Consider the following 25,825-nt stretch of genomic DNA (forward strand, 5'->3'; position numbering starts at 1 on the left):
CGCCCCGCCCGGCGGGCCGCCTCTCGACGACGTGTCGATCGTGTGGTGGCAGCCGCCTACTGCGGGTCCTCGGCGGGGGCTTCGCAGGTGATCTCGTCCCGCGGGGTGTAGTGGGTGCGGAACGGCTCCCGCCGCACCTCCCTGCCGTCGTTGTAGAAGACCCGGTCGACGGTGACGTCGAAGCCCTCGAGCGGGGTCTGCGGCACGCACTTCCCGTCCGTGCTCACCTTCCGCTCCGGCTGCCGCACGTGGGTGCGGGGCCCGGTGACCGACTTGATCTCGTCGTACTTCCTGGTGCCGAGGAAGGTGACGGTCACCGAGGTGTCGGTGGCCTCGGCCTGGATGTAGAGGGCGTGGCCGGAGTCGTTGGCGAACTTCAGATCGAGGCTGCCCCAGGCGACCGTCGCCTCGCGGCCCTCCGGATAGCGCTCGATGTAGAAGGAGTGGGCGCCGTACTCCACCGGCCTGACCCCGGCGAAGAACATCGCGTTGAACATGGTCGTGGCCATGGTCGAGACACCGCCGCCGGGCGCCTTGGTGAACTCGCCGTCGAGGATCATGATGCCCTCGCCGAAGCCGTTGGCCTCGGTGCGCTGCCCCACGGTCCGGTTGAAACTCCAGGTCCTGCCCGGCATGACGAGGGAGCCGTTGATGAGCTGTGCGGCCCGCCCGATGTTCTTCGTGCGGTAGGCGGCCGGTTCGAAGTGGACGGTGAAGGAGGACAACTTCTCCGTCAGCCCCAGCTTCGCGACGCTGTCCCGGGTCAACTGTGGCTGCGTCCGTCGTGCGGCCACTTCCCCGGTGCGGGCAGCTCCGCCGGACCGGGTGAGCAGCGGCAGCACGGCCTTGCCCAGTGCCTTGTCGGTGATCTGGACGCCGGTCCGGGCGTCGTCGGCCACCACGACCCGGTCGCCGTCCGGTCGCAGGGCGGCGTTGGCTGCGGTGGTGGTGATGCCGGCCAGCGGGCGGGCCACCGAAGGGGCCGCGCGCAGCCCCTTGTCGTCCAGCTTCGGCACCAGCCGGCCGGCGCTGTCGGGCCGCATCGTCAGATGCTCGCCCAGCACCTTCTGCCCGATGGTGAACCGCTTGCCGCCCGTGGTGAGGGTGACGGGCGCCGACACGGCCGGCTGGGCGAACTCGCGTACCGCGCGCCGCACCTCGTCCGCCGTGACCTTCGGCCGTGTCTTTCGGGCGGGCAGGTCCGTGACCGCGCCCGGCTCGGCGCGCAGGAAGGAGGCCCGCAGGGTGCCGACGGCGGCGTCCACGTCCAGTGCGTAGCCGGGGTGCGGGACGGCCTGCGTCACCCGGCCGTCGGTGAAACCGACGGCGCCCTCGCGGACCTTCTGGTCGAGGGTCTCGGCCAGCTTCCCCAGAGCGGTGCGGGCCTTGTTCTCGTCGAGGCGTACGACCGGCTCCTCGTCGCCCCCCGAGCCGCCGAAGAGGCCGCCGACCAGACCGGCCGGATCGGAGCCGACGCGGGCCACCCGGTCGACCGTGCGCCGGGCGTCGAAGGTGAGTCCGGCCTGCCGCGGGTCGACCGTCGCGCTGCGGTCCCCGACCCGCACGGCCAGCTCCCGCGAGCCGGCCGCCGTCAGGTGCTCGTCCAGCTCGCGGACGGCCTCCGCACGGCTGAGGCCGCCGATGTCCACGCCCCGCACCGTCGTGCCCGGCTCGATCTCACCGCCCGCGACCAGCAGCCCGGTCAGATACAGCGCACCGACGCCGACGGTCAGCACACCGCCCGCCAGGGCGAGGGGCGGCACGGAGGCTATTCGGGGGCGCATGGGTCTCCTGGACGGACGACGGCGGGTGATCCGCCCCGCCGCGCGACGCCGCACACAGGACAGCGTCGAACATGGGGGCAAGCACGAGTAAGCACCCCAAGCTACCCAAAATGCGCGATGAGATCATATGTCCCAGAACACCTATGTTCCGGGTCACGTCTTCCGTCCCGGATCGGCGTCCGCCCCAGGTCACATCGTCCGCCCCAGGTCACATCGTCCGTGCCGGGTCACATCGTCCGTTCCGTATCGCGTCGCCTGCCGGATCAGGCCGTCAGGAAGCCAGGCCCAGGCCGTCAGGCCCTTCGCCCCCGGCCCCGGGGACGTCAGGCGCCGAGGGGGCCACCGTCCGGGTCGGTCGACGGGGTGGCCACCTCGGCCGCGATCCGGCGGTAGGCGGCGCGGGCCTGGATGATCCGGGCGAGCACGGTGCCGACGAGAGTCGCGGCACACAGGCAGGTGAGCCAGAAGGTGTCACGGTGACCGGCCCAGGTGAGCGTGCCGGCGGGCGGGATCGCGAAACCGTTGAGCGTCAGCCAGCACAGGACGGCCGTACCCGGGGCCGCGGTGAAGCGGGCGCAGAGACCCAGCAGGGCCGCCAGCAGGGACAGCGCGGCCAGGGCGAATCCGGGGCGGTCCGAGCCGACCAGCACGTTGTGCACGGCCACCAGGACCAGCGCGCCACCGAAGGCCGTGGCCCACACCACCGGGGTGGCGACGGGCTGGGGCACGGGCCGGGCGCCGGCCCTGAGGGACACCCACTCGATCATGCTGCACGCTTCCTTCCGGCCCCCATGCCCCCGGAACGCCGGCCGCCACGGCAGCGTGGACCTCGACGCGCATTCTCCCACCCGGTCGCCGAGCCCCCTCCCGTCGCCCCGTTCCCTGTGCCGGCGAGGGTGGCATCGACAGGTGAGTGAGGCCGCGGGTGTGGGACGAGTGCCGCTCCCCCATCGAGCGCCGCCGCTAGCAGGAGGCCTCGGCCGGCGTCAGGGGCCTGGTCGGCCAGTCGAGCAGTCGGGCGCCGATGACCGCGGTCTGCAAGGTGTGGCGGTGGGCGGGGTCGGTGGGATCGTTGCCGGTCAGGGCGTGGATGCGGGCCAGGCGGTAGGTGAGGGCGCGCACGCTGAGCGAGAGCCGCCGGGCCGTGGCGGCGGCCACACAGCCGGTGTCGAAGTACGCGATCAAGGTGTCGAGCAGGGGCCGCGCCCCGCCGCGCGCCTGTTCCAGCGGCCCCAGAGCGCCCTGCACCAGGTCCACCAGTGCCTGCCGGTCCCGGGCCAGGACGGGGAAGACCAGCAGGTCGCAGGCGCGCAGCAGCGGCTCGTCGAGGCCCATTCGCTGGGCCACGTCCAGGGCGTTGAGGGCCTCTTCGTAGCTGTGCCCGATACCGACCGGGCCCGGCCTGGACCGCCCGATGGCGACCTGGGCCCGGCCCGTGACGGCGCGGGCGTGCCGGGCGAAGTGGGTGAGGACCTCGTCCTGGTCGGCGGGGGCGATGCACACCATCCGGCCGTCCTTGGTGGTGAACAGGATGCGGCGGTTCTCGAAGCGGCCGAACAACTCGTCCGCCACCTGCCGGGGAACGGGGTCGGTCTCGTCGTACTTGTCGGGGCCCTCGGCCACCGCGACCGCGTGGGCGCGGGACAGCCGTAACCCGAACCGTTCGGAGCGCGCGGCGAGTTGGCCCTCGGGCCCACGCCCGTGGAGCAGGTCGTCGATGAACTCGCGGCGGGCCGCCTCCTCCTTGCGGACCACCAGCCGCTGCGCGCGCTCATAGCCGTCGGCGAAGGCGTCCACGGCCTGTTCGACGACGGCGAGGACGCTGTCCGGATCCACGCCTCGCGGACGGCCCTCCCGGCCGGCCGCGAGGTGCGCGCGGACGAGACCGCGCCAGCCGCGGCCGGCCTCGGCCGCCCGCGCGCCGAGCGCCCGGCGGGACTCGATCTCGTCGCGGGTCAGCCGACGGCCCGTGAGCGCGGCGTCCGCGAGGATCCGGTCGAATCCGTCGAGAAACGGCTCGGACGAGTGCGGGCCGGTCATGGTCTCCCCGTTCGGATCGAGTGCTGTCGGACACATGTTCCCACCGGGCGGTACGGCGGTGACACGCTCCGGGGTGCGTCCGGCGTGCTGTTCGCCGTGGTGTTCGCCCACCGGGCTCAGCGGCTCGCGGCGACGGCTTCGGCGGGCTCCGTCGGCGAGGCCGGGCCGGGCGACGCGCTCCGGCGCCAGGGACGGCATTGAGCGCGAAGTCGACCGCACCGATGGGGTATCGCGGCCGAACAGATCGGCGCCCAGCGGAGTGTGAGTGCTCGGCAAAGGATCCTGGCGCACACCGAAGGGTGGAGATCATGGAAACATGTGTCAGATGGGGTGGATGAGAAGGAGAGCGATGTCGTCGCTGCGCGGGGTCGAGCGGCGGGCGTGCCGGACGAGGGCGTCGGCGAGGGCGTTCATGGTGCCGGGCCCGGTGCGGCCGAGTTCGCGGGCGAGGGCGTTCACGGCGTCGTCGATGTCGATGCCCGGGGCTTCGACCATGCCGTCGGTGTAGAGGACCAGCACCGAACCGGGAGGCAGCGGGATCTCGACGGACTCGTACGCGGCGTCCGGCTCGATGCCCAGCAGGAGCCCGGGCGGCACCCGGAGGACTTCGACGCGGCCGTCGGGGTGACGCAGCAGCGGGGGCGGGTGGCCGGCGCTGGCCAGGCACGCGAGGTGCGCGGTCAGGTCGAGGTGGACGTAGAGGCAGCTGGTGAACAGGCCGGGGTCGAGGTCGGTGAGCAGGCGGTTGGTGCGGGCGAGGACCTCGTCCGGAGCCCCGCCGGCGTTGGCGTGGACGGCGGTGCGGACCTGTCCCATGAGCGCCGCCGCGTTGACGTTGTGCCCCTGGACGTCACCGATGGTGGCGGCGACCGTGGTGGCGTCGAGGCGGATGAGGTCGTAGAAGTCGCCGCCGATGTCCATGCCGCGGGTGGCGGGGAGGTAGCGGGCGGCCACGTCCAGACCGGGGACCCGCGGCAGGGTGTGGGGCAGCAGACCGGCCTGGAGGTTGTGGACGAGCCGGTGCTTGGTGTCGTAGAGACGGGCCCGGTCCAGCGCCTGCGCGATCAGCCCGGCGGTGGAGGTGAGGACGGCCCGTTCCTCCGGGGCGAAGGGGCGGGGCCGGTCGTAGGCGAGCACCAGGGAGCCGACGGGGCGTCCGGAGGTGATCAGCGGCAGGAAGGCCCAGGCGGCCATGCCGTCCTGGAGGACGGCCGAAGGATACGCGCGCCTGAGATCGGCGAAGGTGGCGAAGAAGCCCGGAATGCCCGTGGTCAGGGTGCGCACGGCAGGGGTGTCGGAGGTGAGCGGGGCGGCGTCGAGTCGCTGCATGAGGTCGGCGGAGTAGCCGCGGTGGCCGATGATCCGCAGCCGTCCGTCCTCCGTCGTCATGAGCGCGAGCGCCCTGGCTCCGAAGGCGGTCGGAAGCTGTTCGGCGACCAGGTCGACCACGTCCCGCACCCCGACGGCCTCGGTGAGCGTGGCCGCCAGGTGCATCAGGTGGTAGAGGGTGGCGGCCCGGCCGGGCGTGGCGGCGGCCGCCGGACGCGGCCGCCGCGGACCGGTGGGCGGGCCGGTGAGCGGGGCGTGGGCGTGCGCCGAGTGGGTGGGGGCGATGTACACGCTGATGCCGGAGGCGTCCGGGTGCAGCCGGAAGGACAGCCACTGGTCCGGCGGCCGCAGGGCGGTGAAGGAGGTCGGTTCGCGGCTGACCAGGGCCGCCCGGTAGCTGTCCTCGGCGGTCGGGTCGTCGAGCCAGGGCAGCGCCTCCCACGGCTTGGTGCCGAGCAGGTCGTGGACGTCGTAGCCGAGCAGCCGGGCGGCCGTCGTGGTGGCGAAGGTGATGCGGCCGTCCACGTCGAGCGAGCAGCAGCCGCCGGGGAAGCGTTCGGCGAAGTCGACGGCCGACTGGGCCTCGGCCGCCGCGGCCGGCCGGGCCCGCAGCGGTGGCAGCACCCGTGGCACCCCGCCGGCCCGCACCGGGCGTCCGTCGGCGGCGGCCCGCCGCAGGAGCAGGCCCAGACGGAGGCAGAGGCCGGTCATGGCCTCCCGCTCGCGGACGCTCAGCTGCGCCGGGTGCGAGGCGGGCCACTGGAGCACCAGCCCGCCCCAGACCTCCTCGCCGGTGGTGATCGGGGCGGCGGCCAGCGAGAAGCGGTACGGCACGACGAGCGACAGGCGCGGGTAGCGGCGCGCCATGTCCTGCGCGCCGCCGATCCACACCAGGCGTCGTTCCCGCACGGCGTCGGACACCGGGGACGCGGCCGTCAGCGCGACCCGCGCCCAGGGCAGGGAGATCTCCCAGGGAAGCCCGCCCAGTACGGCGAGCCGCAGCACCGGTTCGTCGACCGCCGGCAGGTACACGGCGGTCACGGAGGCGCCCATCTCCCGCGCGGCCTCGGCGAGGACCTTGTCCAGCGACTCCGGACCGCGGCCCCCACCCGACCCGGCAGCGGCAGCATCCGGCACGCTCTCACCTTCCCCGCAGCGCAGGGGGCGCTCGCTGAACGACGCGCGGGCCCCCGGGCGCCGAGGGCCGTCATCCCTACGGCGGACCCTACGCCGACCGTGCGGACCCGGCATTTCGTCGAGCCGCGGAGGGCGTCCGCGCGCCGCGATCGCCGGCGCCGTCGCGATGCGGCCCCGGGTGCCGATCCTCGACGAACGGACCGCCGCCGCGGCCGGGTCCCCCGTGGCCGGCCAAGCCCCGTGGCATGCAGCCCGCACCAGGTACGTCACCGCGCGCCGACGGGGCTGCGCGCACGTCGCGGCGGCGTCCGTCGTACGGTCATCGCCGGGGGCCGCCCGGCGGGACGTCTCGCGGGGTGGGCGCCTCGGCCCTGCTCACCGTGGGCGTTTGTCGTTCCTGCGGTTCCGACCCATGAAATGGTTTGATATTCAACTATGACTCGACGGATCTTCATAGACAAGCAGAGCCCCAAGGCCTACCACGCGCTGGTCCAGACGTCCGAGGCCGTGCGGGCGACCGCCGCCGACGCCGGCCTGGAGCGCACCGTCGTGGAACTGATCAACCTGCGCGTCTCACAGCTCAACGGCTGCGCGTTCTGCCTCGACCTGCACACCAGGGCCGCCCTGCGCGCCGGTGAGGACACCCGGCGGCTGGGCGTCCTCGCGGCCTGGCGGGACACCGACCTCTTCAGCCCCCTGGAGCGTGCCGCCCTGGCGCTGGCCGAGGCGACCACCGTGCTGTCCGACACCGCCGCTCAGGAGGCCGCGTACGCCGACGCCGTGGAGGTTCTCACCGAGGACCAGACAGCGGCGGTGATCTGGGTGGCGGTCACCATCAACGCCTTCAACCGGGTGTCCATCCTGAGCAAGCACCCGGTGCGCTAGGTGTATTGACCCGTGAGGTTGGGGAACGGCTGATCGGGGGGCCGGCCGCGTCCCCGCGTGCACGGGCGCCGGTCCCACAACGCACCCTGGGCGCGCGCAGGTTGGCCGGTGCCGAGTCCGGCAGGAATCGTCTGGCCCGATGCGCCCCGACCGCCCCACCGTGGAGGACCGCCCATGCCCCGTCCCGTCGCCCCCGACGGCCCGGAGTCCGTCAACGCCGACGCCTGGCAGGCCTACGCCACGCACCACCTGCGACGCGGCACGGCCTTGGCCGAGGCGGAGCGGATCGACTGGGGGTTTCCGGGCGCCGGGCCGGACGATGCCTTCCTCGGGGAGCTGGCGGGCCGGCGCGTCCTGGACCTCGGCTGCGGCCCGGCCCGGCACGCCGCCCGGCTCGTCCGCGCGCACGGGGCCACCGTCGACGCGGTCGATCTCGCGCCGGGCCAGATCGAGCGGGCCCGGGACCGGTACGGCTCGCTGCCCGGCCTGCGTCTGCTCCGTGCCGACGCCGTCGAGCACCTGCGCACCGCACGGCCGTACGACGTGATCTACTCCGTCAACGCCGTGCCGTTCATCGACCCCCGGCGGCTGTTCCCCGCCCTCGCGACCGCGCTCGCTCCCGGCGGGACGCTCTGTTTCTCCGTGCTGCACACCAACTCCGCCGGCGACGGCCCCACTTCGGAACTGCTGGCGCGGCCGGAGACCCTGCGGTTCGCGGGCGGCGGCGAGACGACGGTCCGGATGTGGGTGCCCACCACCGAGCGGTGGCAGGACCTGCTCGCCGAGCACGGGCTGCGTCTGGAGGACGTGGTACCGGTGACATCGCCGGACCCCGCCGACCCCGCCGCCTACCGAGTCCTGCGGGCCCGGCGCCCCTTGCGCGTCTCGTCCCGCCCCCGCAGCGGCCGCCCGCCCGCCGCACACGCGGCGATCGGCGTCGGCGCCATCCTGTACGGGCCCCGGGGGCTGCTCCTGGGCCGTCACCGCCGGGGCACCTGGGAGCTGCCCGGAGGCACGGTGGAACCCGGGGAGTCGCTCCAGGAGACGGTGGTAAGGGAGTTGCGCGAGGAGACCGGGCTGCGGGCGGACCCGTCGAAGGTACGCCTCCTGGGCACCCTGCTCGACCGGGTGGAGGGTGTCGTGCGGATGACCGTCGGCGCGGTCGTCACCGACTGGGAGGGCGAGCCGGCCGACCGGCCCGGCGAGAGCGTCGGCGACTGGCGCTGGTACTCGCTGGACCGGCTGCCGCCGTCCCTGTTCGTGTGCAGCGCCCAGTCCCTCGCCGTCTGGCGCCCCGACCTGCCGATCGATCACGCCCCGGCCCACTTCACCCCGTTCGCCCGGCACGACGACGGCCAGGTGCGCGGCGATGACGGCTGACCCCGGCGGATCCCGTCTCGTCCGGGTCCGCCCCCGCGTCCGCCCCCGGCTCCCGGCCGACCTGGACGGCTGTGTCGCCGTGCTCGCGCTGGTGCACACGCACAGCGGTTACCCGGTCGACCTGCCCGAGCGGCCCGCCACCTGGCTGACGCCGGCCACCCTGCTCGCTGCGTGGGTGGCCGAGCTGGACGGGCGGATCGTCGGGCATGTCGGTCTGTGCGGTGCCGGGAAGCAGGACGTGGCGGCGAGCCTGTGGGACGGCCGGGAGGCGCCCGCGGTGATCAGCCGGCTGTACGTCTCCCCCGAGGTCCGCGGCCACGGCGTCGGCGCGGCCCTCCTGGCACGGGCGGTCGGGTCGGCACGCGGCCGGGAGCTGCACCCGGTCCTGGATGTGGTGGCCGCCGACCCCGCGGTGTCCTTCTACGAGCGGCTCGGCTGGCGGCTGCTCGGCACCGCCGACCAGCGGTGGGGTCCGACCCGCACGGTGTCCGTGCGCTGTTACGCCGCCCCGGACACGGCCGCTCGGGCGACCGAGTAGCACAAGGCGTCAGGAGGCGCTGCCGAACGGCGGTGCAAGCAACCGGAACCGTTCGTTTCCTCACCCGTTCTCGTGATCCTCCCGCCCACCCCCCTGGCGGGAGTTCCCGCAGGTCATGAGAAAGTTGCGGCCCAAACTACCCAGGGGGGTCTGTGACACGACATCAGAAGCGGTTCGGGGTGCGCAGAAAGCCGGTGACGGTGCTCGTCGCGCTCGGCACGATGGCCGGGGCGGCGCTCGCGGGCGCGGCTCCGGCCGGCGCCGCGACCTGGACCACCGTGGCGGCGGGTGTGGCGTACCGGCAGTACGACCTGCCGGCGGCCGCCGGGACGACGCACGTGCATGTGCTCAGCGTCGATCTGAGCAACACCCACGTGCGCCTCGGGCTGTTGTACCCGGGGGCGGTCGCGTCCCGCTCGGCGATCTCCTCGCTGGCGAACAGCCAGAAGGCCGTCGCCGGGATCAACGGCGACTTCTTCAACATCAGTGAGACGCAGCACCCGGGCGTCGCGGCGACCGGGGCGAGCGTGGGGCCGGCGGTCGTGAACGGGAAGGCGCTCAAGGGCGCGGTCCCGAACGGGCAGCGGTTCGGGCCGGCGCTGCCGCCGGGCACGAACACCAGGGCCGTGGTCGGTGTGGGCACCGACGGCAAGGCCCGGGTGGACAGTCTGTCCCTCGACGGAACGCTCAGCGTCCTCGGGCGGCGGCTGCCGTTGGGCGGCGTCAACCAGTACGCGCTGGCCGAGAACTCCATCGGCGCCTACACCTCGGACTGGGGCAGCGTCTCGCGCAAGCGGACCACCTGCGGCACGGACACCGAACGGGCCGCGGAGTGCAGCACCAGCACCTACGAGGTGACCCTGAAGAAGGGGCGGGTGGTGTCGACGTCGACCGCACCCGGCAGTGGCGCCATCACGGCCGGCACCACGGTCCTGGTCGGGCGGGAGGCGGGCGCGGCGCGTCTGAAGAAGCTCGTCAAGGGCCAGCCGGTGGCGGTGCGCTACGGACTGACGGCCGCGTCGAAGTCCGCGTACAGCTTCGCCGTGGGCGGCTACCCGGTCCTGTCGGGCGCCGAGCCGCTGCCCGGCCTGGACACGTCGGTCTCGGCGGTGCGTACGGCCGTGGGCATCGGCAACGGCGGGAAGCGGGTGTATCTGTTCGCGCTGGACGGTGCCACCGCGTACCGCAAGGGGCTGACGATCGCCGAGGTCGCGGGCGCCCTGAAGAGCCTCGGCGCGACCGAGGGCTTCAGCCTGGACGGCGGCGGCTCGTCGACCCTGGTGGCCCGTCCCGCGGGCTCGACCAAGGTGACGGTCCGCAACCACCCCTCCGACGGGTACGAGCGCCCGGTGGCGAACGGCATCGGGGTCTTCACCAAGTAGCCGCCCGGGTCATGGGTGAAGCCGCAGCGGCCTCACGGTCGCAGACTGCCGACGATGTCGGCCGTCGCCGTGAGGCCGCTGTGGATGGTGGGGGCGATGTCGGTGCCGGCCAGGAGGAACCCGAGCAGCAGACAGACCAGCGCGTGGGAGACCTTCAGTCCGCCGTTGCGCGTGAAGATCACCGCCAGGACGAACAGCAACAGCACCGCGGAAATCGAAATGGCCACCGTCAACCTCCTCCGACACGTCCGTTTTCACGGCATTCGGCCGCAAGTGTGACCTAACGGAGGGTTCGTCCGTGCGGCTGACCTGTCCGCCGAACGAGTGGTGTCAGGCGAGGGCCGCTACACCGTCCGGTGAGCGTCGAGGAATGCCTCCAGGCCCGCCAGGTCGTCCGTGTTGAGGTAGTCGACGCCGGCGGCGAGGAGTTCGGCCCACAGCGCGTCCCGGGCGGGGCCGGCGAGATCGGGCGTGGCCCAGAACCGCACCTGCTGCCCGCGCGCGTGGGCCGCGCCGACGATGCTCCGCAGCTTCCGCCGTTCCGCCTCGGGGAAGGCCCCGACGCCGAGCCAGGTGAAGTTGAGCGTCCAGTTGTCGCTGATCAGCGAGGCGAACGAGGACGCGGAGGTGCCGAGGTCGGCGAGCCGGCCGTCGTAGAAGGCCCGGCGGACGGTCTGGGCCTCCATGGGCGTACGGGCCGCGCGGTCACCGGAGATGACGGCGGTCACCGGTCCAGGGTGGACGCGGCCGTGCGCGTAGGTGGTGAACAGGCCCTTGTGACGCGCCAGTTGCCGGTCGAGTGCGAGATACGTCGAGGATCCCTCGGTCTTGATGTCGATGAGCAGCTGGAGGGGCTGCCGGCACCCCCGGTACACCGATCCGCGGTTGGCGCGCGCGAGGGCGGCGAGCGGGGCGAGGTAGAGCGACTCCAGGGTGCGGGCGGGGTCGAGCTGGTCCGCCGAATGGGCGACGAGGAGTTCGCCGTCGACGAGGAAGATGTCGGCCTCGACGCTGCCGAAGCGGTGGTCGAGGGCGTCGAGGAGCGGACGGGGATGCTCGTAGTCGTTGTGGGCGTGGGCGCGCCACAGCGGGCGGGGGCCGCGCTTTCGGTCATCGGCGAACGCGCCGCCGACGGGCGGGGCGAGCACCGCGGCGACGGTGGCGCCGAGGCCGGTGAGCACTCTGCGGCGGGTGACGAGAGCCATGTCGTTCCTCCCTGCGGGGCGGTCGGGACCACAGGGAGTATGAGGCTGAAGGAGCGGCAACGAACCTGTACGTGCGAGGAGTTGGCCGGAGCGCCGTCGCCTGTTCACTCCTTCCGGCCGACGGCACGAAAAAGCCCGCCCCAGCCGGGGCGGGCTTCATCGGGTGACGGTCAGGGGGCTTGCAGATCGACGAGTGCGGCCACGGCGGCCCGGTGGGCGCCCGCGCTGCCGTAGGCGATCGCGTCGGCCTTGGCCCGCTTGAGGTACAGGTGGATCGGGTGCTCCCACGTCATGCCGATGCCCGCGTGCAGCTGGAGCGCCTCCTCGGCGGCGTGCACGGCGACCCCCGCCGCGTAGGCCTGGGCGACGGCCACCGCGAGGTCGACGTCCTCACCGCTCGCCAGGGCGTCGGCCGCGCCCCGGGCGACGGCCCGGAGGTTGACGACCTCCAGCCAGAGCTGGGCCAGCCGGTGCTTGACCGCCTGGAAGCCGCCGACAGGCCGGTTGAACTGCTTGCGCTCCTTCAGATAGCGCACAGTCTCCGTCAACGCCCATTCCGCCAGACCGAGTTGCTCCGAGGCCAGCAGCCCCGCGCCGGCCCGCAGGCCACGCCGGAGGGCAGGTTCGGCGTCGCCCAGGCGGCGGCCGGGAGCGCCGCTGAGGGTGACCGTCGCGAGCGGGCGGGTGAGGTCGAGGGACACCTGCGGGGTGACGGTCGCGGCGGCCGCGTCCACGGCGTACAGACCGCCGTCGTCCGCGGGCACGAGCAGCACGTCGGCGACGGCCGCGTCCGCGATCCCGGACAACTCGCCCCGGAGGAGGCCTCCTTCGACGTGCACGGCCGGGACGGCGGCCCCCGGTGCGGTGTGCAGGCCGACCGCCGGCACGCCGACCGTCCGCCCGGACGCCAGCCGGCCGAGCAGCTCCTCGTCCCCGAGGGCCAGCAGTGCCTCGGTGGCGACGACGGCGCTGGTCAGGTACGGCACGGGGGCGACGGAGCGCCCCAACTCCTCCAGCACCACCGCGACTTCACGATGGCCGGCACCCTGCCCGCCGAGCGCCTCGGGCACCAGCAGGCCCGCGAGGCCCATGCCGTCGGAGAGCGCCTTCCAGGCCGCGAGGTCGTGCGGCGCGTCCGACTCCGTACGCGCGATGACCCCGGGCGCGTCGCAGTGGTCGGCTAGCAGGTCGCGGACGGCGGCGCGCAGCGCCTCTTCCTCCTCGGAGTAGAGGAGATCGGGCTGTGCGCTCATCGGGCCAGGTCCTTCCAGGCGACGTCCTTGTCGGTGCGCGGCTCGGACGGCAGGCCCAGGACGCGTTCGGCGACGATGTTCAGCAGGACCTCGCTGGTCCCGCCCTCGATGCTGTTGCCCTTGGAGCGCAGGTAGCGGTACCCGGCCTCCCGGCCGGTGAAGTCCACCAGCTCCGGGCGGCGCATGGTCCAGTCGTCGTACAACAGGCCTTCCGCGCCGAGGAGTTCGACCTCCAGACCGCTGATCTCCTGGTTGAGCCGGGCGAAGGCGAGCTTCATGCCGGAGCCCTCGTAGCCGGGCTGGCCGGCGACGAGCTGCTGGCGCAGGCGTTCACCGGTGAGACGGGCGGCCTCGGCCTCGACCCAGAGCTTCAGCAGCCGCTGGTGCAGGTCGTGGGTGCGCAGCTCGGGCCGCTCGCGCCAGGTCTTCGAGACCGGGCCGATCATGCCGCCCTCGCGGGGCAGCCGCATACCGCCGATGGCGACGCGTTCGTTGTTCAGCGTGGTCTGCGCGACCCGCCAGCCGTCGCCGACCTCGCCGAGGCGGCGGGAGTCGGGAATGCGGACGTCGGTCAGGAACACCTCGTTGAACTCGGCCTCGCCGGTGATCTGGCGGAGCGGCCGGACCTCGACACCCGGGTCCGTCATGTCACAGAGGAAGTAGGTGATGCCCGCGTGCTTGGGCACGTCCGGGTCGGTGCGGGCGATGAGGATGGCCCAGCGGGCGACATGGGCGCTGGACGTCCACACCTTCTGCCCGTTCACGACCCACCCGCCCCCGTCCTCACGGACGGCGCGGGTGCCGAGCGCGGCCAGGTCGGAGCCGGCGCCGGGCTCGCTGAACAGCTGGCACCAGACCTCCTCGCCCACCCACAGGGGACGCAGGAACCGCTGCTTCTGCTCCTCGGTGCCGTAGCGCAGGATCGTGGGCGCGGCCATGCCGAGGCCGATGCCGATGCGCCGCGGGTCGTTGTCGGGGGCGCCCGCGGCCGCCAGTTCGGCGTCCACGACGGCCTGGAGGGAGCGGGGCGCGCCCAGTCCGCCGAGGCCCTCGGGGAAGTGCACCCAGGCGAGCCCCGCGTCGAATCGGGCCTTGAGGAAGTCCGTCGCAGCGGTGTCGGCGGGCGGGTGCGCGGCCAGCAACTCCGCTGTGCGGCGCTTCAGTTCGGCTGCGTCGGTCATGCGGTGGCTCCGTTCTTCGGTACGACGGCGACCCGGCCGGTGGTGACGCCGTCGCCGACCCGCTGCACGGCGGCCGCGGCGCCGTCGAGCGGTACGCGCTCACTCACCAGCGGCCGGATCGCGCCCCGGCCGGCCAGGTCGGTGAGCTGCTCGTGGCAGTGCCGGACCAGCTTCGGGTTCTTGGTGTTGTACAGGCCCCAGTGCAGGCCGAGGATCGCGTAGTTCTTGACGAGGGCGTGGTTCAGCGCGGGACTCGGGATGGTCCCGCTCGCGAAGCCGACGACCACGATCCGGCCCTCGAAGGCGACGACCTTCGTGGACTGGGTGTAGGCGTCGCCGCCGACGGGGTCGTAGATCACGTCGGCGCCCCGGCCGCCGGTGGCCTCCTTCACGGCACCGACGACGTCCTGCGCCCGGCGGTCGATCACCACGTCGCAGCCCAGCTCCCGGGCGACGGCGGCCTTCTCGGCGCCGCCCACTACGCCGATGACTCTCGCGCCCGCCGCCTTCCCGAGCTGCACCGCCGCGCTGCCGACCCCTCCTGCGGCAGCGTGGACGAGCAGCGTCTCGCCGGCCTCCAGGTGCGCCCTGCGGTGCAGACCGAACCAGCCCGTCTGGTAGCCGACGTGCAGCGCGGCGGCCTCGGCGTCGTCCAGCGACTCGGGCGCGGGCAGCAGGGCGGCCGCGTCGGCGACGGCGTACTCGGCGAAACCGCCGTACGGCAGCGCCGGGTTGGCGATCACGCGGCGGCCGTCCTCGGTCTCGCCGCAGATCTCCACGCCGGGGGTGAACGGCAGCGGGGGCCGCACCTGGTAGTGCCCCCGGACCATCAGCACGTCCGGGAAGTTGATGTTCGCGGCACGCACCCTGAGCAGGACCTGGCCGTCGCCGGGCGTGGGCCGCTCCACGTCCTGGAGCCGCATCACCTCGCTCGGCTCGCCGTTCTCGTGCACCTGCCATGCCTGCATGCGGAGCCTCCACGGGACTGCGTCGTCCGACCGGCGTTCCGACCGGTCCGCTCGCATACTAAGCGGTCGCTTGCCATGAGGGAACAGACGGCGTACGAAGAGTCGCCTCCGTCACCCCTGCCGAGGCCTCGCTCGCACATGCATACGCTCGCCCTGCGGCCCGAACAGGCTCAGGAACTCGGCCGGCCCCTCCCCCGTCGACCCGAACCAGTGCGGCACGCGCGTGTCGAACTCAGCGGCCTCTCCCGCCGTCATCACCACGTCGTGCTCTCCCAGCACCACCCGCAGCCGCCCCGACATCACGTACAGCCATTCGTAGCCCTCGTGGACGCGCGGCTCGGGCTCCTCCTCGCGCCGGGGCACCAGCACCTTGAAGGCCTGAAGCCCGCCGGGCTGCCGGGACAGCGGCCAGAAGGTGCGCCCGTGCCGCACGATCGGCTCGGCCCGCACCCGCGGATCCCCCACCGGCGGCGCCCCGACCAGCTCGTCCAGCGGCACCTGGTGGGCCTGGGCGATCGGCAGCAGCAGCTCCAGGCTGGGCTTGCGCAGCCCGGACTCCAGCCGCGAGAGGGTGCTGACGGAGATGCCGGTCGACTCGGACAGCGCCGCGAGCGTCACCTCCCGATCCTTCCGGAGCCGCCGCAGCCTCGGCCCCACCTCCGCGAGTACCTCATCGGTCGTCATGCCTCCATCTTGCCGAAGTGGCAAAGCTATTTGTCAATCCCGCGTGCGCCCGGCGACCGTGGTCGTGGAGGTGGTCACCGTGACCGAGAAGACCGAGGAGTACGAAGTGATCGTCGTCGGCGGGGGCGCCGCCGGCCTGTCGGCCGCGCTCGTCCTGGGCCGGGCCAGGCGCCGCACCCTGGTCGTCGACGCGGGCGAGCCGCGCAACGCGCCCGCCGCCCACATGCAGGGCTATCTGTCGCGGGACGGCATGTCACCCGCCGAGTTCCTCGCCGTCGGCCGCGAGGAGATCGCGCGGTACGGCGTGGACCTGGTCCACGACCGGGCGGTGGACGCGACCCGGGGCGAGGGCTTCGCCGTACGGCTCGCGAGCGGGCGGGCCGTACGGGCCCGGCAGCTCGTCGTCGCGACCGGTCTGAAGGACGAGCTGCCGCCGGTCCCGGGCGTCGCCGAGCGCTTCGGCCGGGACGTGCTCCACTGCCCCTACTGCCACGGCTGGGAGGTCCGTGACCAGGCCTTCGGCGTGCTCGCCGGTACCGCGACGAGCGTCCACCAGGCACTGATGGTGTCCCAGTGGTCGAAGGACGTGACCCTCTTCCTGCACACGGTCGCCGAGTCGGAACCGGCCGACGAGGACCTGCGCAGGCTGGCCGCGGCCGGCGTGCGGGTCGTCCCCGGCGAGGTGGCCGGGCTGGTCGTCGAGGACGACCGGCTCACCGGGGTCCGGCTCCGGGACGGGCGGGTGCACGAGCGCGAGGTGGTGTTCGTGGCCCCCCGGGCGGTGCCGCGGACCGACCTGCTCGCCCGGCTGGGCGCCGAGATGGGCGAGACCCCCTTCGGCACGTACCCCGTGATCGACGGACGGGGCCTGACGACCGTGCCCGGCCTGTGGGCGGCCGGCAACGCGTCGGGCTTCGCCGAGCAGGTCGTGAACGCGGCCAGCCGTGGCTACCGGGCGGGGGCGGCGATCAACGGGGAGCTGCTGATGGCGGACCTCGACCGGGCCGTCGCCGCCGGGGCCGGGGCCGGGGTCGCCGGGGCAGAGGCGCCGGCCGTGCGGATGTAACGCGGCCGTCTGCGTAGCACCATGGCTGCATGCTGCTGACCCGGCTCGCCGACGTGTCACGGGAGGTCGCCGCCACCTCGGCGCGCTCCCGCAAGATCGCCCTGCTCGCCGAACTCTTCCGGGACGCGGAGGCGGACGACGTGCCGGTCGTCATCCCCTATCTGGCCGGCCGGCTCCCCCAGGGCCGGCTGGGTGTCGGCTGGAAGGTGCTGAGCCTGCCGGTCGCCCCGGCCGAGGGCCCGGCCCTCACCGTGCGGGAGGTGGACGCCCGGCTCACCGAGCTCGGCAAGGTGTCGGGCCCCGGCTCGCAGGCCGAACGGGCTCGCCTGGTCGGCGAGTTGATGGGAGCGGCCACCGCGGACGAACAACGCTTCCTGCTCGGCCTCATCACCGGCGAGGTACGGCAGGGCGCGCTGGACGCCGTCGCCGTGGAGGGCCTGGCGCAGGCGACCGGGGCGCCCGCCACGGACGTACGCCGGGCGGTGATGCTGGCCGGGTCGCTGCGGCCGGTGGCGCAGGCGCTGCTCGCGGACGGCCCGGCGGCGCTGGAGGCGTTCCGGCTCACCGTCGGCCGGCCGGTCCTGCCGATGCTCGCGCACACCGCGTCCGGCGTGGCCGAGGCGGTCGGCAAGCTCGGCGTCTGCGCGGTGGAGGAGAAGCTGGACGGGATCCGGGTCCAGGTGCACCGTGACGGCGACGACGTCCGCCTCTACACCCGCACCCTCGACGACATCACCGACCGGCTGCCCGAAGTGAGCAACGCGGCAAGGCGGTTGACGGGTTCACGGTTCATCCTGGACGGCGAGGTCATCGCCTTCGACGGGACGGGCCGCCCCCGCTCCTTCCAGGAGACGGCCGGCCGGGTCGGCTCCCGGGTGGACGTGACGGCGGCCGCCGAGGCGGTCCCCGTCGCGCCCGTCTTCTTCGACGTGTTGTCGGTGGACGGCAGGGACCTGCTCGACCTGCCCTTCGCCGAACGGCACGCGGAGCTGGCCCGGCTGGTGCCCGAGCCGATGCGGGTGCGCCGCACGGTCGTGTCCGGCCCCGGGGACGTCGAAGCCGCGGAGGAGTTCTCGAGAAAGACCTTGCTGCGCGGTCATGAGGGAGTCGTGGTGAAGGCTCTCGACGCGCCCTACAGCGCGGGCCGGCGCGGCGCCTCCTGGCTGAAGGTCAAGCCCGTGCACACGCTCGACCTGGTGGTGCTGGCCGCCGAGTGGGGCCACGGGCGGCGCACCGGCAAGCTCTCCAACCTGCACCTCGGGGCCCGTACCGCGGACGGCGGCTTCGCCATGCTCGGCAAGACCTTCAAGGGCCTGACCGACGCGTTGCTCACCTGGCAGACGGAGCGCCTGCGGGAACTGGCCGTCGACGAGAGCGGATACGTGGTGACCGTACGCCCCGAACTCGTCGTGGAGATCGCCTACGACGGCCTTCAGCGCTCCACCCGCTACCCGGCCGGCGTCACGCTCCGCTTCGCCCGCGTCCTGCGCTACCGCGAGGACAAGCGCCCGGAGGAGGCGGACACGGTGGAGACCCTGCTCGCCGCCCACCCGGAGGTGCGCCCTTGACCCCCGCCACGCCGAAGCGCAGCGCGGGCCTGCTGTTGTTCCGGCACACCGACGACGGTCCCCAGGTGTTGCTGGGCCATATGGGCGGTCCGTACTTCGCGAAGAAGGACGCCGGGGCGTGGTCCGTCCCGAAGGGCGAGTACGAGCCCGACGAACCGGCCTGGGAGGCGGCCCGCCGCGAGTTCCGGGAGGAGCTGGGCCTGGCGCCGCCCGACGGCGAGGCGATCGGCCTCGGCGAGGTCCGGCAGAGGAACGGCAAGATCGTCACCGTGTGGGCGATCGAGGCGGACCTCGACCCGGCGGCGATCACACCCGGCACCTTCACCATGGAATGGCCGCCGAGGTCCGGCCTGGCCCGGGAGTTCCCGGAACTGGACCGGGTGGCCTGGCTCGGGCTCGACCGGGCCCGCCAGGTGATCGTCACGGCACAGGCCGCGTTTCTCGACCGGCTCGCGGAGCACTTGGCCTAGGGACGCGTCTTTCCGGCCCGCCCCGGGGGCGCAGGGTCTGGCACGCACATCTGCCGCGTCGGACCGGCGCCGGAGCTCCAGGTCGGGCTGATCCGAAAGACACGCCCTGCGGACGCGCACGCGTTGCGGCCCCGGGCCCGGCGCGGGAAGGTCGAAGCACAGTCAGCTCTTCAGGAGGTCGGTCATGCCCATCGCGACGGTGAACCCGGCGAACGGCGAGACGCTTCGGACGTACGAGGCCATGGGCGAGGAGGAGCTGGAGCGCCGGCTCCAGCTCGCGGAGGCCACCTTCCGTACGTACCGGACGACGACGTATCCCGAACGCGCCCGCCTGCTCGAGCGGGCCGCCGACCTCCTCGACGAGGACCAGGGGGACATCGGCCGGGTGATGACCACCGAGATGGGCAAGCCGGTGAAGCAGGCGCGCGCGGAGGCCGCGAAGTGCGCCAGGGCGATGCGCTGGTACGCCCAGCACGCGGCCGAGCTGCTCGCCGACGAGGAGCCGTCGGCCGCCGACGTGAAGGACTCCGGCGCCGCGCGCGCCCTGGTCCGCTACCGGCCGCTGGGCCCGGTGCTCGCGGTGATGCCGTGGAACTTCCCGCTGTGGCAGGTGGTCCGGTTCGCCGCGCCGGCGCTGATGGCGGGCAATGTCGGCCTGCTCAAGCACGCGTCCAACGTCCCGCAGACCGCCCTGTACCTGGAGGACCTGTTCCACCGGGCAGGCTTCGCCGAGGGCTGCTTCCAGACGCTGCTCGTCGGCTCGGGCGCGGTCGACGAGATCCTGCGCGACGACCGGGTGAAGGCGGCGACCCTGACCGGCAGCGAGCCGGCCGGCCGGGCGGTCGCCGCCACCGCCGGGGAGATGGTCAAGAAGACGGTGCTGGAGCTGGGCGGCAGCGACCCGTACGTCGTCATGCCGTCGGCGGACGTCGACCGGGCCGCGCGGGTGGCGGTGACCGCGCGCGTGCAGAACAACGGGCAGTCGTGCATCGCCGCCAAGCGGTTCATCGTGCACACGGACGTGTACGACGCCTTCACCGAGCGGTTCGTGGCGGGCATGGCGGCGCTGAAGGTCGGCGACCCGCTGGAGGAGGAGACGGACGTCGGGCCGCTGGCGAGCGAGCAGGGGCGGTCGGACCTGGAGGAGCTGGTGGACGACGCGCGGCGCTCCGGCGCCGCCGCGCTGTGCGGGGGCGAACGGCCCGACGGACCGGGCTGGTACTACCCGCCGACCGTGCTCTCCGGGATCACCCGCGAGATGCGCATCCACCGGGAGGAGGCCTTCGGGCCGGTCGCCACGCTGTACCGGGCGGCCGACCTGGACGAGGCGGTGCTCATCGCCAACGACTCGCCGTTCGGCCTGAGTTCCAACGTGTGGACGCGGGACGAGGCCGAGGTGGACCGTTTCGTACGGGATCTGGAGGCCGGCGGCGTGTACGTCAACGGGATGACCGCGTCCCATCCCGGATTCCCCTTCGGCGGGGTGAAGCGGTCCGGGTACGGCCGTGAGCTGTCCGGGCACGGAATCCGGGAGTTCTGCAACATCACCACGGTTTGGCACGGTGCGTGAGCGCCGCGCGGCTACGATCCCGGATGTGAACCGCGAAGTGACTCTGCCTCTGATCGTCGATGACCGCGGGACCTTGCAGGTGGCCGCGGCCGACGTGAGCAAGCTGCTCCGCACGTTGGGCGGTCGGTGGCTGCATCTGGTCGAGGCCGGGGCGGACGGGCTCGACGAGGACACCGTCGCCGCGTTGACCATCGAGCTGGCGAAGCTGGCCGACCGGATCGATGTGGCGTGCATCGCGCACAGCAGCGGGGGTGCGCCGTAGTCCGCTGCCGGTGATCGCGCAGGCCCCGGGGAGGCGCCCCCGGGGCCGTGCCACGTCGTCCCGCGGCGTCGTGCGGCCTGCGACCCGTCCTAGCGGATCGGCATCCCCGACAGCGTGCGGGCGATCACCAGGCGCTGGATCTCGCTCGTGCCTTCGAAGATGGTGTAGATGGCCGCGTCGCGGTGCATGCGCTCCACCGGGTACTCCCTGGTGTAGCCGTTGCCGCCGAGAATCTGGATCGCCTGCGCGGTGACCTGCTTGGCGGTCTCGCTGGCGTACAGCTTCGACATCGAGCCCTCGGCGGCGGTGAACGGCTTTCCGTTGATCGCCATCCAGGACGCGCGCCAGACCAGCAGCCGCGCGGCGTCGATCTGGGTGCGCATGTCCGCGAGCTGGAAGGCGACGCCCTGGTTGTCGATGATCGGACGGCCGAACTGCTCACGGGTCTTGGCGTAGTCGAGTGCCACCTCGTACGCGGCGCGGGCCGTGCCGACGGCCATGGCGCCGACCGCCGGCCGCGAGGCCTCGAAGGTCGCCATCGCCGCGTTCTTGACGCGCTCGCCGCCCGTCCGCGCCCGCTCGCGGGCCCGCGCCAGCCGCTCGTCCAGCTTCTCCTTGCCGCCGAGGAGGCAGGAGCCGGGGACCCGCACGTTGTCGAGGATGACCTCGGCGGTGTGCGAGGCGCGGATGCCGTGCTTCTTGAACTTCTGGCCCTGGGCGAGACCCGGGGTGCCCGGCGGGACGATGAAGGAGGCGTGCCCCTTGGAGCCGAGTTCGGCGTCCACGGCCGCGACGACGACATGGACGTTGGCGATGCCGCCGTTGGTCGCCCAGGTCTTGGTGCCGTTGAGCACCCACTCGTCCTTGGCCTCGTCGTACACGGCACGCGTACGCAGGGAGGCCACGTCGGAGCCGGCGTCGGGCTCCGAGGAGCAGAAGGCGGCCACCTTGACGTCGCCGGCGTCGCCGTACATCTGCGGGATCCAGGTGCCGATCTGCTCCTCGGTGCCGTTGGCGAGAACGCCGACGGCGGCGAGGCCGGTGCCCACGATCGACAGGGCGATGCCCGCGTCGCCCCAGAACAGCTCCTCCATGGCCATCGGGATACCGAGGCCGGTGGGGTCGAAGTACTGCTGCGCGTAGAAGTCGAGGGAGTAGATCCCGACCTTGGCGGCCTCCTGGATGACCGGCCAGGGAGTCTCCTCACGCTCGTCCCATTCGGCGGCCGCGGGGCGGATGACGTCGGCCGCGAAGCCGTGCAGCCAGTCCCGGACCTCCTTCTGTTCGTCGTTGAGCTCCATGGTGAACTCGGCCATGTCCCCTCCAGGGCGGAACGTGCGTGTTACTAGCGGTAACGCGAGTCTGTTACCGGTCGGTAGGAAAAGTCAACTCCTGCTGACGGTCCGGGAGCCCCCCGGCCCGTTCGATGTCAGGCTGCTGTCAGGTGTTAGTTTGCGCAGGCGTCACCGAATCAGCACGGGTGGGGAGAGCTCATGGACACCACGCAGCGGACCGAGCAGCAGCGGTCCGCCGACCGCCGAAGGCGCGAGCTGCTGGAGGCCGCCGACCGGGTGGTGCTGCGCGACGGCCCACAGGCCTCGATGAACGCGATCGCGGCGGAGGCGGGCATCACCAAACCGATCCTCTACCGGCACTTCGGCGACAAGGGCGGACTTTACGCCGCGCTCGCCAAAAGGCACACGGACGCGCTGCTGGACTCCCTGCGGGCCGCGCTGGACGCGCCCGCCGAGCGGCGCGAACGGGTGGAGGCCACGCTGGACACCTACCTCGCGGCGATCGAGGCCCGGCCCCAGGTCTACCGGTTCCTGATGCATCCGTCGGACGGGTCGCCGGGTGAGCAGGGTTTCGACGTGGGCAAGCACTCGGCGCCGCTGCTCCGGCGGATGGGCGAGGAGCTGGCCCAGGTCATCGAGGACCGGGTGGACCTCGGACCCGGCAGCCAGCAGCTGGCCCGGGTGTGGGGGCACGGGATCGTCGGGATGATGCACGCGGCCGGGGACTGGTGGCTGGGTGAGCGCCCCTGCACCCGAGCGGAGCTGGTGCGGAGTCTGGCCGATCTGCTGTGGGGTCGCCTCGCGGCGGCCGGCGACAAGCTCGGCGGTCCCGGGTTCTGACGCTCCCCCGCCGGGCGCGGGACACGTGTGGGCGCTCGCGCCCGCACGGCCCGGCCGCACCGCCCCCCGCCCTATGCGGGACCGGCCCCCCGGCTCCAGGACGCCCGTGCGATCCGGCGCGTCAGTCTCCTGCTGCGCCACCCCGTCACGCGGTCCGCGTACACCGTGCCCTCCAGGTGGTCCGCCTCGTGCTGCAAGCATCTGGCAAAGAATCCGGTGCCGTGCACGGTGACCGGCTCGCCCTTCATCGTGAACCCCTCGACCACCGCGTGGTCGTGGCGCTCCGTGCCCGCCTCCAGCCCCGGCAGGGACAGACAGCCCTCCGGGCCGCGCAGGACGATGCCGTCGGCCTCCACCAGCCGGGGGTTCACCACATGGCCCAGGTGACGGACGTCCTCGTCGTCGGGGCAGTCGTAGACGAAGACCCTCAGCGGCTCGCCCACCTGGTTCGCGGCGAGGCCCACGCCCTGGGCCGCGTACATCGTGGCGAACATGTCCTCGACCAGGCGGGCGAGTTCGGGACCGAAGTCGGTGACGTCCTCGCAGCGGGTGTGCAGGACGGGGTCACCGAGCAGGGAGAGGGGCCGGACGCGCCCGTGGGCGCCCGGGATGGAGCCGTGTCGCATGGCGGCAAGGGTACGGTCCTTTCTGACACGCGCATGCCGCTCACGGCCGTGAGGTGGTGCCGGGATTCGGGAGTGTGAATGGATCTCGATAGGCTGACCTCCCACCACGTTGCCGTACGGCAGAGGCGCGGCGCGTACGCAAGGAGGATCGAGAACTGATGGCAGGCAACTCGGACCCGCTCACGCCGCGGGCCAAGATCGCCGTGACCGCCGGCAAAGCGGTCGCGGCGGCGTCGCGCGCGGCGGGGCGCGGCAGCGGTTCGGTGATCGGCGGCCGGGTGGCGCTCAAACTCGACCCCGACCTTCTCGCCCGGCTCGCCCAGAACCTGGACGTCATCCTCGTCTCGGCGACCAACGGCAAGACCACCACCACGCGGCTGATCGCCGAGGCACTGCGCGCCGCCGGGCCGGTCGTGTCCAACGCGCTCGGCGCCAACATGCCGGCCGGCATCACCTCGGCGCTCGCGGGCGGCTCCGACGCCCGGTACGGCGTGATCGAGGTCGACGAGAAGTACCTCGCGGGCGTGGCCCGGGACACCGCCCCCAAGTGCATCGCGCTGCTCAACCTCTCCCGCGACCAGCTGGACCGCGCCGCCGAGACCCGCATGCTCGCGGAGAACTGGCGTGAGGGGCTTGCCGGTTCGAAGGCCGTCGTGGTCGCCAACGCCGACGACCCGCTGGTGGTGTGGGCCGCCTCCTCCTCCCCGAACGTGATCTGGGTCGCCGCCGGGCAGATGTGGAAGGACGACGCCTGGTCGTGCCCGTCCTGCGGCGGTGTCATGCAGCGCCCCGGTGACGACTGGTTCTGCGGCGAGTGCGGGTTCCGGCGTCCGACGCCGAGCTGGGTGCTGTCCGGGGACCACGTCCTCGACCCGCACGGCTCCGCCTGGCCGATCCACCTCCAGCTGCCGGGCCGCGCCAACAAGGCCAACGCCGCCTCCTCGGCCGCCGTCGCCGCCGTCTTCGGGGTGCCGCCGCAGGTGGCGCTGGAGCGGATGTACGCGGTGCAGGCCGTCGCCGGACGCTACGACGTCGTCCAGTTCCAGGGGCGTGACCTGCGGCTGCTGCTCGCGAAGAACCCGGCGGGCTGGCTCGAGACGTTCAGCCTGATCGATCCGCCGCCCACCCCGGTGATCCTCTCGGTGAACGCGCGCGGCGCCGACGGCACCGACACCTCCTGGCTGTGGGACGTCGACTACACGCGGCTGACCGGCCACCCGATCTTCGTCGTGGGTGACCGCAAGCTGGACCTCGCGGTGCGTCTGGAGGTCGCCAACCAGCACTTCCAGGTGTGCGAGAACCTCGACCAGGCCGTGCAGCAGGCGCCGCCGGGCCGGATCGAGGTCATCGCGAACTACACGGCGTTCCAGGACCTGCGCCGCCGCGTCGGCAACTGACCACTAAGGACGTTTCCATGAGCGACAACCAACTGCGGCTGGTGTGGATCTACCCGGACCTGCTGAGCACCTACGGCGACCAGGGCAACGCCCTCGTCGTCGAGCGCCGGGCCCGGCAGCGCGGCCTCGACGTGGCCCGGCTCGACGTGCGCAGCGACCAGCCGATCCCGACCTCCGGCGACATCTACCTCATCGGGGGCGGCGAGGACCGGCCGCAGCGTCTCGCGGCGGAGCGGCTGCGCCGGGACGCTCACCTGTACCAGGCGGTGAACAACGGCGCGATCGTCTTCGCCGTCTGCGCCGGCTACCAGATCCTGGGCCACGAGTTCGTCAACGACCTCGGCCAGCGTGAGCCCGGTCTCGGTCTGCTGGACGTGACGACGACGCGTGGCGAGGGCGAGCGGTGTGTCGGCGACGTCCTCGGGGACATCGACCCGCGGCTCGGTCTGCCCCCGCTGACGGGCTTCGAGAACCACCAGGGCATCACCCACCTCGGCCCGACCGCCCGCCCGCTCGCCCGCGTCTCCCTCGGCAAGGGCAACGGCACCGGCGACGGCACCGAGGGCGCGTACAACGACACCGTGTTCGGCACGTACATGCACGGCCCGGTGCTCGCCCGCAACCCGCTGATCGCTGACCTGCTGCTGAAGCTGGCGCTCGACGTGAACGCGTTGCCGCCGATCGACGACCGCTGGTACGAGGCGCTCCGCGGCGAGCGCATCGCGGCCGCGCAGCAGCCCGCGTAGGCACGGCCGCGCAGCGGTCCGCGCAGGCACGGCCGTGCGGCGGCCTGGGCGGACGCTGTCGCGCGGCAGTCCGCGTGACCGTGTGTTCACCTGATTTTCGGGGTGCCGTCAGCAGCCCGTCTGACGGTGCATCCGCACAGGTGAGCAGGCGCGTCCAGCAGGCGGACGCGTGCTTCGGCCCCGCCCCCTCCTGCCGCTAGGGTGGCGGGGATTCGAGCC

The 25,825-nt window shown here is 73.1% G+C and carries 24 protein-coding genes; 12 read left to right on the forward strand and 12 right to left on the reverse strand.

What is annotated here, in order from left to right; genetic code table 11:
* Positions 1-56: 56 nt before the first annotated feature.
* The 4 genes from QQM72_RS04535 to QQM72_RS04550 all read right to left on the reverse strand — a co-directional run bounded on the left by QQM72_RS04535 (position 57) and on the right by QQM72_RS04550 (position 6,290).
* A complete protein-coding gene (locus QQM72_RS04535; RefSeq protein ID WP_314219460.1) occupies positions 57-1,784 on the reverse strand; it encodes a VanW family protein in 1,728 nt (575 codons plus the stop codon).
* A gap of 323 nt (positions 1,785-2,107) precedes the next feature.
* Positions 2,108-2,551, reverse strand: a complete 444-nt coding sequence (locus tag QQM72_RS04540) for a hypothetical protein (RefSeq protein ID WP_314219461.1) — start codon at positions 2,549-2,551, stop codon at positions 2,108-2,110.
* A gap of 196 nt (positions 2,552-2,747) precedes the next feature.
* Positions 2,748-3,824 (reverse strand): PucR family transcriptional regulator, encoded by a 1,077-nt coding sequence (locus QQM72_RS04545; protein ID WP_314219650.1) that lies wholly within the window; start codon positions 3,822-3,824, stop codon positions 2,748-2,750.
* A 321-nt stretch (positions 3,825-4,145) separates the two neighbouring features.
* Positions 4,146-6,290 (reverse strand): SpoIIE family protein phosphatase, encoded by a 2,145-nt coding sequence (locus tag QQM72_RS04550; protein ID WP_314219462.1) that lies wholly within the window; start codon positions 6,288-6,290, stop codon positions 4,146-4,148.
* A gap of 435 nt (positions 6,291-6,725) precedes the next feature.
* Here QQM72_RS04550 and QQM72_RS04555 point away from each other — a divergent pair, with 435 nt between their 5' ends.
* The 4 genes from QQM72_RS04555 to QQM72_RS04570 all read left to right on the forward strand — a co-directional run bounded on the left by QQM72_RS04555 (position 6,726) and on the right by QQM72_RS04570 (position 10,475).
* Positions 6,726-7,175, forward strand: a complete 450-nt coding sequence (locus QQM72_RS04555; protein WP_314219463.1) for a carboxymuconolactone decarboxylase family protein — start codon at positions 6,726-6,728, stop codon at positions 7,173-7,175.
* 174 nt (positions 7,176-7,349) lie between these two features.
* Positions 7,350-8,555 carry a bifunctional class I SAM-dependent methyltransferase/NUDIX hydrolase gene (locus QQM72_RS04560; protein WP_314219464.1) on the forward strand — a complete coding sequence of 402 codons (1,206 nt, stop codon included), beginning with the start codon at positions 7,350-7,352 and terminating at the stop codon, positions 8,553-8,555.
* On the forward strand, positions 8,545-9,093 hold the full coding sequence (locus QQM72_RS04565) for a GNAT family N-acetyltransferase (RefSeq protein WP_314219465.1): 549 nt from the start codon (positions 8,545-8,547) through the stop codon (positions 9,091-9,093). Before QQM72_RS04560 ends, QQM72_RS04565 begins: the two co-directional genes overlap by 11 nt.
* A 152-nt stretch (positions 9,094-9,245) precedes the next feature.
* Positions 9,246-10,475 (forward strand): phosphodiester glycosidase family protein, encoded by a 1,230-nt coding sequence (locus tag QQM72_RS04570; protein ID WP_314219466.1) that lies wholly within the window; start codon positions 9,246-9,248, stop codon positions 10,473-10,475.
* 32 nt (positions 10,476-10,507) lie between these two features.
* Here QQM72_RS04570 and QQM72_RS04575 read toward each other — a convergent pair whose 3' ends face one another.
* The 6 genes from QQM72_RS04575 to QQM72_RS04600 form a co-directional block, all read right to left on the reverse strand.
* Entirely contained in the window at positions 10,508-10,702 is a 195-nt protein-coding gene (locus QQM72_RS04575) for a hypothetical protein (RefSeq protein WP_314219467.1), read from the reverse strand.
* A 117-nt stretch (positions 10,703-10,819) separates the two neighbouring features.
* On the reverse strand, positions 10,820-11,680 hold the full coding sequence (locus QQM72_RS04580; protein ID WP_314219468.1) for a phosphatidylinositol-specific phospholipase C/glycerophosphodiester phosphodiesterase family protein: 861 nt from the start codon (positions 11,678-11,680) through the stop codon (positions 10,820-10,822).
* A gap of 170 nt (positions 11,681-11,850) precedes the next feature.
* Positions 11,851-12,933: an acyl-CoA dehydrogenase family protein gene (locus QQM72_RS04585; RefSeq protein WP_314219469.1), complete on the reverse strand. Its 1,083-nt coding sequence runs from the start codon at positions 12,931-12,933 to the stop codon at positions 11,851-11,853.
* Positions 12,930-14,114: an acyl-CoA dehydrogenase family protein gene (locus QQM72_RS04590; RefSeq protein ID WP_020131599.1), complete on the reverse strand. Its 1,185-nt coding sequence runs from the start codon at positions 14,112-14,114 to the stop codon at positions 12,930-12,932. The genes QQM72_RS04585 and QQM72_RS04590 overlap by 4 nt, the downstream gene beginning before the upstream one ends.
* Complete coding sequence (locus tag QQM72_RS04595; protein ID WP_314219470.1) at positions 14,111-15,082, reverse strand: NADPH:quinone oxidoreductase family protein; 972 nt, start codon at positions 15,080-15,082, stop codon at positions 14,111-14,113. Before QQM72_RS04595 ends, QQM72_RS04590 begins: the two co-directional genes overlap by 4 nt.
* Positions 15,083-15,193: 111 nt before the next feature.
* On the reverse strand, positions 15,194-15,766 hold the full coding sequence (locus tag QQM72_RS04600) for a helix-turn-helix domain-containing protein (RefSeq protein ID WP_314219471.1): 573 nt from the start codon (positions 15,764-15,766) through the stop codon (positions 15,194-15,196).
* A 70-nt stretch (positions 15,767-15,836) separates the two neighbouring features.
* Here QQM72_RS04600 and QQM72_RS04605 point away from each other — a divergent pair, with 70 nt between their 5' ends.
* From QQM72_RS04605 to QQM72_RS04625, 5 genes are all read left to right on the forward strand, one after another.
* The gene (locus QQM72_RS04605; protein ID WP_314219651.1) at positions 15,837-16,832 is read left to right on the forward strand and encodes an NAD(P)/FAD-dependent oxidoreductase; all 996 of its coding nucleotides are present in this window, start codon (positions 15,837-15,839) and stop codon (positions 16,830-16,832) included.
* Between the two features lie 29 nt (positions 16,833-16,861).
* A complete protein-coding gene (locus QQM72_RS04610) occupies positions 16,862-18,400 on the forward strand; it encodes an ATP-dependent DNA ligase (protein ID WP_314219472.1) in 1,539 nt (512 codons plus the stop codon).
* Complete coding sequence (locus QQM72_RS04615; protein WP_314219473.1) at positions 18,397-18,870, forward strand: NUDIX domain-containing protein; 474 nt, start codon at positions 18,397-18,399, stop codon at positions 18,868-18,870. Before QQM72_RS04610 ends, QQM72_RS04615 begins: the two co-directional genes overlap by 4 nt.
* A 184-nt stretch (positions 18,871-19,054) precedes the next feature.
* Positions 19,055-20,440 carry an NADP-dependent succinic semialdehyde dehydrogenase gene (locus QQM72_RS04620; RefSeq protein ID WP_314219474.1) on the forward strand — a complete coding sequence of 462 codons (1,386 nt, stop codon included), beginning with the start codon at positions 19,055-19,057 and terminating at the stop codon, positions 20,438-20,440.
* A gap of 25 nt (positions 20,441-20,465) precedes the next feature.
* Positions 20,466-20,702, forward strand: coding sequence for a DUF6213 family protein (locus tag QQM72_RS04625; RefSeq protein ID WP_028807142.1), 237 nt, complete (start codon positions 20,466-20,468; stop codon positions 20,700-20,702).
* Between the two features lie 89 nt (positions 20,703-20,791).
* Here QQM72_RS04625 and QQM72_RS04630 read toward each other — a convergent pair whose 3' ends face one another.
* Positions 20,792-22,018 (reverse strand): acyl-CoA dehydrogenase family protein, encoded by a 1,227-nt coding sequence (locus QQM72_RS04630; protein WP_314219475.1) that lies wholly within the window; start codon positions 22,016-22,018, stop codon positions 20,792-20,794.
* A 177-nt stretch (positions 22,019-22,195) separates the two neighbouring features.
* On the opposite strand from QQM72_RS04630, the gene QQM72_RS04635 reads away from it, so the two are divergent.
* Entirely contained in the window at positions 22,196-22,837 is a 642-nt protein-coding gene (locus tag QQM72_RS04635; RefSeq protein ID WP_020131608.1) for a TetR family transcriptional regulator, read from the forward strand.
* A 71-nt stretch (positions 22,838-22,908) separates the two neighbouring features.
* Here the strand turns inward: QQM72_RS04635 and def are convergent, their stop codons facing one another.
* On the reverse strand, positions 22,909-23,463 hold the full coding sequence (def, locus tag QQM72_RS04640; RefSeq protein ID WP_314219476.1) for a peptide deformylase: 555 nt from the start codon (positions 23,461-23,463) through the stop codon (positions 22,909-22,911).
* A 158-nt stretch (positions 23,464-23,621) separates the two neighbouring features.
* Here def and QQM72_RS04645 point away from each other — a divergent pair, with 158 nt between their 5' ends.
* Together QQM72_RS04645 and QQM72_RS04650 are read left to right on the forward strand one after the other, a co-directional pair.
* Positions 23,622-24,860 (forward strand): MurT ligase domain-containing protein, encoded by a 1,239-nt coding sequence (locus QQM72_RS04645; protein WP_314219477.1) that lies wholly within the window; start codon positions 23,622-23,624, stop codon positions 24,858-24,860.
* A 17-nt stretch (positions 24,861-24,877) separates the two neighbouring features.
* Positions 24,878-25,606, forward strand: a complete 729-nt coding sequence (locus QQM72_RS04650; protein WP_314219478.1) for a type 1 glutamine amidotransferase — start codon at positions 24,878-24,880, stop codon at positions 25,604-25,606.
* Positions 25,607-25,825: the final 219 nt, after the last annotated feature.

Source organism: Streptomyces zaehneri (assembly GCF_032248645.1).
Taxonomy (GTDB): Bacteria; Actinomycetota; Actinomycetes; order Streptomycetales; family Streptomycetaceae; genus Streptomyces; species Streptomyces coriariae.